The 9,854-nt window shown below is 41.6% G+C and carries 3 protein-coding genes; 2 read left to right on the top strand and 1 reads right to left on the bottom strand.

The window, feature by feature from the left end; translation table 11 throughout:
- Positions 1–515 precede the first annotated feature (515 nt).
- Positions 516–2,291, bottom strand: coding sequence for a pyruvate kinase (pyk, locus tag NEPTK9_RS04530; protein ID WP_194847645.1), 1,776 nt, complete (start codon positions 2,289–2,291; stop codon positions 516–518).
- Positions 2,292–2,599: 308 nt separating this feature from the next.
- On the opposite strand from pyk, the gene NEPTK9_RS04525 reads away from it, so the two are divergent.
- Both NEPTK9_RS04525 and NEPTK9_RS04520 read left to right on the top strand, forming a co-directional pair.
- The gene (locus NEPTK9_RS04525; RefSeq protein ID WP_194847644.1) at positions 2,600–2,788 is read left to right on the top strand and encodes a hypothetical protein; all 189 of its coding nucleotides are present in this window, start codon (positions 2,600–2,602) and stop codon (positions 2,786–2,788) included.
- Between the two features lie 385 nt (positions 2,789–3,173).
- Entirely contained in the window at positions 3,174–9,815 is a 6,642-nt protein-coding gene (locus tag NEPTK9_RS04520) for a tetratricopeptide repeat protein (RefSeq protein WP_194847643.1), read from the top strand.
- Positions 9,816–9,854: the final 39 nt, after the last annotated feature.

The following is a 9,854-nucleotide window of genomic DNA, read 5'->3' as shown; positions in this document are numbered from 1 at the left end:
ATAAACACGATATGGTATTTACAATCCCATTTAGAATGAGATAAACTCTCAAAAGACGATGTTGTATTCATAATTTTTTCCTTTGTTGGTCTGCCAAGCCCAACAAGGAAAATACAACATCATCTTTTTTCACTAAATCTTAAGGCCAAGCCTTGAAAGTCCACTGGTCAAACCAGTGGCTTACCTGTCAATGAGTTAAAGCGCTATGGCACCAGAAGTGCATGAGTTATTCTTGCCCAACTCCTTACGGGTGGATAACGGGGACTCGGTCAGTTTGAGTCACTAAGGGTCCGCCAAGAAATAAATACTATAACTTGACTCCACAAGATTCAGCAAAACTGAGCTGAATAAGGAGCATCATTCCCAATAGGGAAGGGCGACGAAGAAGCTTAATTTGGCAAAGTCGCAGCCAGTCAACTTGTAACATTTATTTCTTGGCGGGCCCTAACTGCATCATGACTGTTTTTCGATCATCCTTTTGGTTTTTAAAGTTCGCTTTAACGCTTCCTAAAGTATCACCGGACTGAACAGACTTGGCGGAGCATTTCCTCTTCGGATTCGACAACGCCGGCAAAAATAAGCCCTTTAGCAGGGTCTAGGGTGACCACCTGCCCCTTTTTAAGGACACAGCAGGCAGCATCGGCCCGCACAACAATAGGAATTTTTTGATCGCGGGCGATCTGTTTGGCCACCTCTTCGGAGTGGGTGTCATCAGGGTGGTTTTGAAGAACCAGCGCTCGGGCTCCCTGGAGATGGGGGGTGTAGCCCTCATCGCAGTGGGGCATGACAACAACTTTATCTTTGAGATCGGGAGGGGTATCGAGGGTGAGAAGGATCGTCACCTCTCCATGGGTAAGTTTCCCTTCACTGGGGGCTGCTCGAACGAGAACTTCCCCGATATTGTCAACAAGCATAAAGTTGGTTGTCCCACTAATCCCAAAGGGGGTGCCAGCGGTAACGACGATAAGATCGCCGTAGCGGACCAGTTTATGGGTCATGGCGTAGCAGCTGGCTCTTTGGACCCCTTGCTTCACATCTTCGACCTTTGCATGGATAGGAACGGTTCCCCATGCAAAGGCGAGTTGGTGGTAGATTTTCTCTTCGGGAGTCACAGCGATGATCGGCATTTCGGGACGAAAGCGGGCCATCAGACGGGCGGTAAAGCCGCTGGTGGTAAGCGCTATGAGCCCCTTGCCATGAGCACTATAGGCGGTTTTAATGGCGGCAAGGGCAACTGAAGAAGAGATGTCGTTAAAGGTCTGGCGAGAAACATCGCGGTAGAAAAACTCTTCGTAGTTAAAGTCTTTTTCAGCGACAAGGACGGTACTTTTCATCAGCTTGACCGTTTCGATCGGGTAAGAGCCAACGGCGGTTTCTCCAGAAAGCATCACCGCTGAAGTGCTATCGTAGACCGCATTGGCCACATCGGACACTTCGGCGCGGGTGGGTCGGGGGCTGTTGATCATCGACTCGAGCATTTGGGTGGCAGTCACAACCGGCTTAAACGACTGGTAACACTTCCGGATCATCATCTTTTGAAGCTTGGGAACTTGGGTGATGGGAAGCTCGACACCGAGATCGCCGCGGGCGACCATAATCCCATCTGCTGCTTGGAGGATCGCGTCAAAATTTTTCACCCCAAGGGCATTTTCTATCTTGGCGATGACAAGGACATGAGAGGCTTTATTTCTGGCCAGGATCTCCTTAATCGTAAGGATATGTTCGGGAGAGCGAATGAAGGAGGCGGCCAAGATGTCGATGTTGTTTTTGCATCCAAACTCGATATCTTTAATATCTTGCTCGGTGACGGCGGGAAGACTGAGATCTGCATGGGGAATATTGACCCCTTTTTGCGATTTTAAGGTGCCAGGGTTTTGGATTTCAACGGTGAGGGAGTCTTCTTCTTTGGCGATCACCTTGGAGGTGATATACCCATCGTCAAATAGGACCTGGGCATCCATCTTGACATCTTTGATCACCTCGAAAGGGGTCAGGGTCACCTCCCCCTCTTTTGTGATGGTGAGATGGTCCCCTTTCTTGAGCTCAATCGGAGCTTTCAAGAGGCCCACACGCACTTCGGGTCCCTTGGTATCAAGCATAATGGCAAGGGGGATCTCTTTTTCTTCGCGCGCTTTTTTGAGAAGGTCGATCGTCTCCTCGTGCTGCTCGTGGGTCCCATGGCTCATATTGACCCGGGCGACATTCATCCCCGCATCGATGAGCTGCACAATTTTTTCGTAGCTATTCGTTGCTGGGCCGAGGGTACAGATAATTTTTGTCCGTGTCCGCATATTTCCTCTTATACAGAAATGGGTTTTATTTTATACTTACTGAGATCGAAAAGCAATCAATCACTTTGAAAAATATTCGGGTTCATAACCTCAGGGGTCGACCTAACCCTCGATCTGGGAACGTTTACGTTTTTACCAGGGGTGTCGGGATCGGGAACAAGGGCATGGTTCAAAATATAGCATGTTTAGGTAACACTTTACCAAAATATAAGGGTCTTTTTCATCCTAAAAGAGTAGATAAAAAGAGCCTTGCTATTTGGTAAAAGATGAACGAGGTTTTCTTGAAAAAAACTTTCCAATGAACTGACATGGCTATAGAGCCGAAGGCGGAGAAAAGCCATGCGGTGAGCTATCCGCACGATCTATATATCGAAAACCTCACCAAGCCGGAGGCTGATTGGATCGAAGGGATCAGACCCATTATTGCGCGATCGAACAAAAAACAGCCAGGAAGCCCCCCCCGCTCAACAGTGGGAACCACCCACCGATACTTATGATTAACTCTGCGCTAGAGAGACCTAAATTTAGAACGTTAGGGCCCGTCAAGAAATAAATGCTACAGTTTGACTCAGCGAGACACAGCAAAATTAAGCTGAATGAGGAGCATCATTCCCAATTAGGAGACTTCCGATTCTTGAACTCGTTTAGATATATATAAAGTTTGCAATAAATGTGTATTTAAACAATTATTTAATTGTGTTTTTTCAAAATAGACGTTCAGGGGATGCGTTTCTAGGGAAAGCGGAGCAGGTGCTACAATTTTGTGCCAAATGACAACCCTATATACCCGCAGGCACTATAGGTGAGGACTACAGTACCCTCTTCCACTTCACTAAGAATTGACCCCATGAACGCACACTTTTCAAAAACTGTGAGGAAGTTATGAGCTCTAGTTATTCATGTAGATCTTTAGATGGAAAAATGATCTTTTTTGACCTTCAAAACCAGTCTGTCATTGGATACTATGAAACAGGCCAAAAAGTATACCCTGTGGATGCCGGCAATCTAGAAGAGGTCTCTAAGTATATCTCTGGAGGATACACTCCGAAACTAAGGGATAGAAAAATTGTTTGGGTTCCCTCTTCAAACAATCATGCATCAACTAGCAACTTAAGTATTAATAGTTCCTCTATTGCCACTTCAACTTCGAGAAATAACTCAAGCTCATCGACCCAGGAGCCAGTAAAGAATCAGAATCCTTCGCCCCTCCCTTTAACGCTGCTAAAAGCTAAAAAAATCAAAACCTCAATACAAGGTGCTGCCAATGATTCCCCAAGCCCCAAAACAGCCCTTGATTTTTCCACAGCTTTTACTAAGATCGAACAACGACAAAAGAACAAAAAAGATTTACACAAGTTAAAACTTCTTTTGGATGAAATATTTGCTTCAAAGATTTTGAAAGATATACAAAAGAAAACCCTATTAATGCGAGGGGAAAAACTACAAAAAAAAATTATCAAGCATCTTGAGCAACCCCTTAGCGCAGAGCGTTTAAAAAATCAAACCCAGTCTGCACAGGCTTATAAAGAGTCTCTGCCCGTTAAAATTAAGAAAATCACTTCCGAGTTAAGCCCCACCACCCCTTTACCCGTTGACCCTATTATTGATTATGAAAAACGTTTAGAGCATGCTTATTATGAATCCTTTAATCCAGCTGGTATACTTCTTTACTTACAAAAAATCAGTGATGTTTTTACCAAAAAAAAGGAGTATATAAGAGCAGCACTTATTCTCAATAATGCCCTAGCCGCAGCAAAATCTTATAGATTTCAGGAAACTTACCAACAGCTTATTTCAAAGCTTGAAAAAATAGAGGGACTCTATCTACATGAAAATTTTAAGATCGAAACCTCTGACAGAAAACAGGGGCATATCATTGAATATAGAACACGTTTAGAAGCTATTCGAGAAGAGGTAAAGCAGCAACTAGAGGGAGAAGAATCTATTGAAAAAATTCAACTTACCCTAACTGCCAGATATAAAACACTTCTTCAAAAACTGATAACAAGCTCGATTAAGCAAATAGACAAAAAGCCCCCCACCTCCTTTGCTGTTCTAGGTCTTGGGTCAATGGCTCGCGATGAAATGTGCCCCTATTCCGATGTTGAGTTTGCCTTTCTCATAGAAAAAAACAGTCCTAAAAACCTGAGCTACTTCAAATCACTTAGCGAGCTTCTCTACCTTCGTATTCTTAATTTTGGTGAGACAAAATTTGATATTATTCGTCCTAAAAGACACGAGGATGGGAGGATGGGAGAGGCGATAAGTCTCACACCTGGAGGATTTAGTATAGATATTGGAGGACTTTCCCCACTAGGAAAACCGGGAGTCTATAAACTGATAGGAACTCCAGAAGAGCTCGCCTCCTACCAAAACCCCGAATGGCTAGAAAAACACGATGGAGAGTTGATCCTCGTCAATGCAATGACACAAACCTCTTTAGTAATGGGAAGCGAAAAGCTATATAAAAAATATCAAACCAAAGTTACAAAATGGCTATCGCAAAAATTAAAAAAAGAAAATCAGGCACCATTTCAAGACCTGGTTGGAAAAAGACGTGCTCTCAACCTACTAAAAGGACACCTCCATGAGTTCAAACCACATTTAACCCTTGACCGAATAGATATGCGTGCCTTTGATGTCAAAAGAGACTTCTACCGCCCACTCCAAATGGTTGTGAGTAGCCTTCTTCTATATATGAAAAGCCCTTACCTTCAAACATCTAAAGGGATCGAACACCTCCAAGAAATTGGCTTCCTAGGAATAGAAGGGGCAGCACGCATTAAAGATGCCCTTCGATCTACTCTAAAATTCCGTCTTCAATCCCACCTTTTTTACCAGAAAGAATTAGAAATTCTCTACTTTTCTAAAGGACCAACAGAACTAAATGGAGAAGGTCTTTTTCTAGTTAAAGAGTCTAAATCTATTTCCGAGTTGTACCGCGTTCTTATTCCCCTTCACACAGCTATCAAGAAATTCGTTTTAAACCCTGGGATTTCTCTTAAAAAGAACCCTTTCTATGACAAGACAATCGGAACCATCGATACCTCTGCTGAGGATGAATTTCAGTATGCTAAAGCAGAATCCTCTTATACAGAAGCCGTAGCCCTAAATCTCAATGACCCCACTGCTCTTTATCGCTTAGGATCGATTAAAAGAACTTTAGGAAAAGCCCATCAATCTTTAGATCTTTACCAGCAGCGACTCTCCTTACTTAAACAGCTTCATGGCAAATCCCTTACAGCAACAGCCGTAACCTTCAATGAAATTGGCCTTACTTATACCGCTTTAGGAAAAAATGAGAAAGCGCTTGAATACTTCAAGAAAGCCTTTGTTATATTTCAAAAGCTCCATGGGAACACCCCCCATCTTGGTTTTGCTAATACCCTCGATAACCTAGGGCGTGCCTCCAATAATCTAGGGATGCCAAGAGCTGCTATTAAGTACCACAAAAAATCTCTAGCTATGACGAAAGCCCTTTATGGAGAAAAGCCCCACCCTATAATGTCTAGGATTTTAAATCATTTAGGGTTGGCCTATCAATCATATGGACGGTTAAGAAAGGCTACCCACTATCTCAAGGAGTCTCTTAAGATTGCTCAAGAGCAATGTGGGAATAAACCCTCTCCCGCTCTTTCAGTTGCGTTCAACAACTTGGGACTCGCTTATGAAGGATGGGGCTCTTTCAAAAAGGCAATTAGCTACTATCAAAAAGCCTTAAAAATTGCCCTAGAGCTTTATGGAGAAAAACATCCTGAGGCTGCAACCTGTCTATCGAACCTGGGAAGGGTTGCGGGAGCACTAGGAAACCTAAGTGAGGCAATTGATATCCATACTAAAGTCCTTAAAGTAAAGGAAGAAATCTATGAAAGAAAATCTCACCCCAGTATTGCAATAACCCTGATAAATTTAGGGGAGGCTTATAGCCAGTTAGGTGAAACAAAAAAAGCCATTGAGCACCATAAGCGGGCGCTCGGCATCAACCAAAAATTCTACGAAAAAGCCCTGCATCCTGCCATTATAACGAATCTTAGTCACCTTGGAAAAAATTATGCCGATTTAGGAAGGGTTAAAACCTCTATGAAATATTTCAAAAAGGGGCTAAAAATTGGAAGGAAACTCTATGGAAAGCGTCACCACCCTCTGATCGCCACTTCTCTTAACAATATAGGGACCCAATACCAAGCGATTGGAGATTTTAAAGCAGCCTTAGATTCTCATGATCAAGCTCTAAACATTCAGCAAAAGCTTTATGAAAAAAAAGGGCATCCCATTATTGCTGTAAGCCTAAAAAATTTAGGGAGCGTTTACCATCAACTTGGGAAGCTCCAAAAAGCCCTTCAATACTATACTCAAGGGTTAAAGATGTCCCAAAAGTTTTATCCAAAAGAGGGCCACCCTCGGATTTCAGATAATTTAGGTAAAATTGGCTCCTTATACTTGCAACTAGGGGATGGAAAAACAGCCCTCTCCTACTACGACCAGGCCTATGCAATGGACCAAAAAGTTTACGGAAAAGATGCCCACCCTTCAGTTTTAGGCCGTTTGAATGAGTTATCAGAAGCTTACAAAAAACTGGGACACTGGCAAAAAGCGATCAGCTATGGATATAAAGCCCTAGAAATAGCCAACCAACTTTATAATAAAAAGCCTCACCTCCAAATTGCTGAAAGCCTAAATAGCATTGGCTCAGCCTACCAAATAGCAGGGGGCCTAGAAGAGGCGTGTGAATTTTTAAAGAGATCTCACAAAGTCAGGCAAAAATTATACGGAACTAAAGCGCACATGAGAACCGCTCTTGGAATGAATAACCTAGGGCTTGTTCATCAGGAACGTGGAAAATTAAAGGTCGCTGTCAAGTGGTATAAACAGTCGTTAGAAATGTTTTTTACCCTTTTCGAAAATCGCCCTCATCCTCAAATAGCTTCAGCTTTAGGTAATCTTGGTCTTGCCTATTATTATTTAGGTAACTTCGATACCTCCATCACCACCCTTCAAAAATCCTTAAATATGAAAAAAGAGATCTATGGAGATAAAAGCCACCCCTCTATTGGTCTCACAGTTGGCAACCTAGGGCTAAGTCATCTTGGTTTAAATGAGGTAGAAAAAGCTATAACCTACTTCCACCAAGGGCTTGAAATGCTCAAAAAGGTATATTCCAATCAGCCACACCATGATATCAGCACCGCTTTAAATAACTTAGGGTGTAGTTATAGTGAAGCTGGTAACCTTGAAAAAGGGATAGCCTACTACAAGGAGTCCCTTGCGGTTATTACAAAACTCTATGGAAACTGCCCTCACCCTAGTAGTGCCTTACCCCTAAATGGATTGGGAACGATTTACTTTAAAATGGAGGAGCATCAAAAAGCTTTACAGGTCTTTCAAAAATCTCTTGCCATCTATCAAAAGGTTTACCCACAGAAAAACCACCCTGTTATCGCTACAGTTTTAAACAATTTTGGGGACGTTTATAGAAAGTTGGGAGAAAACCATAGGGCCATTGAATATTTTACTCAAGCTCTTAAGCTGCTCAAAAAAGTTTATCGGAGCTCCCCTCATCCAGATTTAGCTCGAGCTCATGCCCAACTAGGCTCAGAGTATAGAAAACTTGGAAAAACCAAGTTAGCAGTCAAACACCTAACTCAAGCAGTTGACCAATCTCGGTCTATTTATGGTCAAAACCTACACCCCAGTGCTGCATCTTATTTAGGTCACCTTGGGCTTGCCTACCAAAAATCAGGGAAGCAAGAAAAAGCCCTAGAGGCATTTCAACAAGCTCTAGAAATCAGAAGAAAATTATATAGAAATACGCCCAATTCTTCCATCGCTTTAACTTTGGATAACCTTAGATATTGCTACGAAACCTTAGGAGACAAAAAAAAATCCCTCAAATATGACGAGCAAGCCCTAGAAATAGAGCAAAAACTTTCAAATAACCACATAACCGTTAAACTTGTGATTCGTATAAACAGAATAGGATTAGCTTACCAATCATTAAAAGAAGAAAAAACAGCTATTATATTTTTTAAACGAGCACTTGAACTTTCAAAACAGGTGCATAAAAACCAGCCCCACTCAGATACAGCTACTATCCTCTATAATATGGGATTGGCTTACCAAGGGTTACAGAATATTGAATTAGCAGCTGAATCCTTTGAAAAAAGCCTGGAAATGAAAAGGCAAGTCAACCCCAATCTAGCACAAGCTACCATTTTAGAATCTTTAAACAGGATTGGACTTCTTTATAAAAAATTACAGAGCCCAAAAGCGATTCCCTTTTTTAAGCAAGCCCTAGAAATAGAACAAAAAACTTATCAAAATAAACCCCAGCTCTCCATAGCTCTCCTATTCAATAATATTGGACTGTCTTATTATGCAACCGAAGATATGAACGCCGCTCTTGAGTACTTTAAACAGGGACTCGAACTCTTTGAATTGATCTATCAAAAAAAGCCCCATCTCCATATTGCTTCAAGTTTAAACAATGTAGGCTCTGCCTACAAAAAACTTGGGAAATTAGTACCTGCTCTCGGGTTTTTTAAACAAGCTGTTGAAATAAAAAAAAGGGTGTATGGTGAAACATCTCACACCTCTATTCCTATTGATATCAATGATATAGGGCTTATTTATAAAAGCTTAAAAGAGTATGAAAAAGCCACCATTTTTTATAAACAAGCGCTAGAAGAACTGGAAAAAATTTATAAGAAACAACCCCACACCCAAATTTTAACCGTTCTTGACAACCTTAAGCTTGCTTATGAAGCCTTGGAAGATAAAAAAAACTCTCTCAAATATGATGAGCAAGCTCTAAAAATGGCGGAGAAGCTTTTAGTTGGTTGCCCAAGCAGTAGCCTTGTGATTCGAATGAATAGAGTAGGACTATCATATCGCTCTTTAGGAGATAATAAAACTGCACTCGAGTTTTTTAAGAGAGCCATCAACGTTTTGAAGGAGATACATAAAAATCAATCCCATTCAGATCTGGCCACTATACTCCATAATATGGGATTAGCTTATCAAGGTTTACAGAATATTGAATTAGCAGCTGAATCCTTTGAAAAAAGCCTGGAAATGAAAAGGCAAGTCAACCCCAATCTAGCACAAGCCACTATTTTAGAGTCTTTAAACAGGATTGGGCTCCTTTATAAAAAATTACAGAGCCCAAAAGCGATTCCCTTTTTTAAGCAAGCCCTAGAAATAGAACAAAAAAATTATCAAAATAAACCCCAGCTCTCCACAGCTCTCCTATTCAATAATATTGGACTATCTTATTATGCAACCGGAGACATGAATGCCGCTCTTGAGTACTTTAAACAGGGGCTCGATCTCTTTGAGGTGATTTATCAAAAAAAGCCCCATCTCAACCTCGCTACCAGCTTAAGCAATATGGGCTATGCCTATAAAAAACTTGGGAACTCGACGCTTTCTATTAAGTATTTCCATAGAAGTGCTGAGGTTAAAAAATGCCTTCATAGCAAAAATTCTCATGATCATTCAAAACAAGCCAGTAGTTCTTCCCTTTGATTATCTATATCCTTAGGAGCTGTGCAAAAATAATTCTTG

The sequence above is a fragment of the Candidatus Neptunochlamydia vexilliferae genome, assembly GCF_015356785.1.
GTDB lineage: Bacteria > Chlamydiota > Chlamydiia > Chlamydiales > Simkaniaceae > Neptunichlamydia > Neptunichlamydia vexilliferae.
This window is presented reverse-complemented; position numbering and strand designations above follow the sequence as displayed.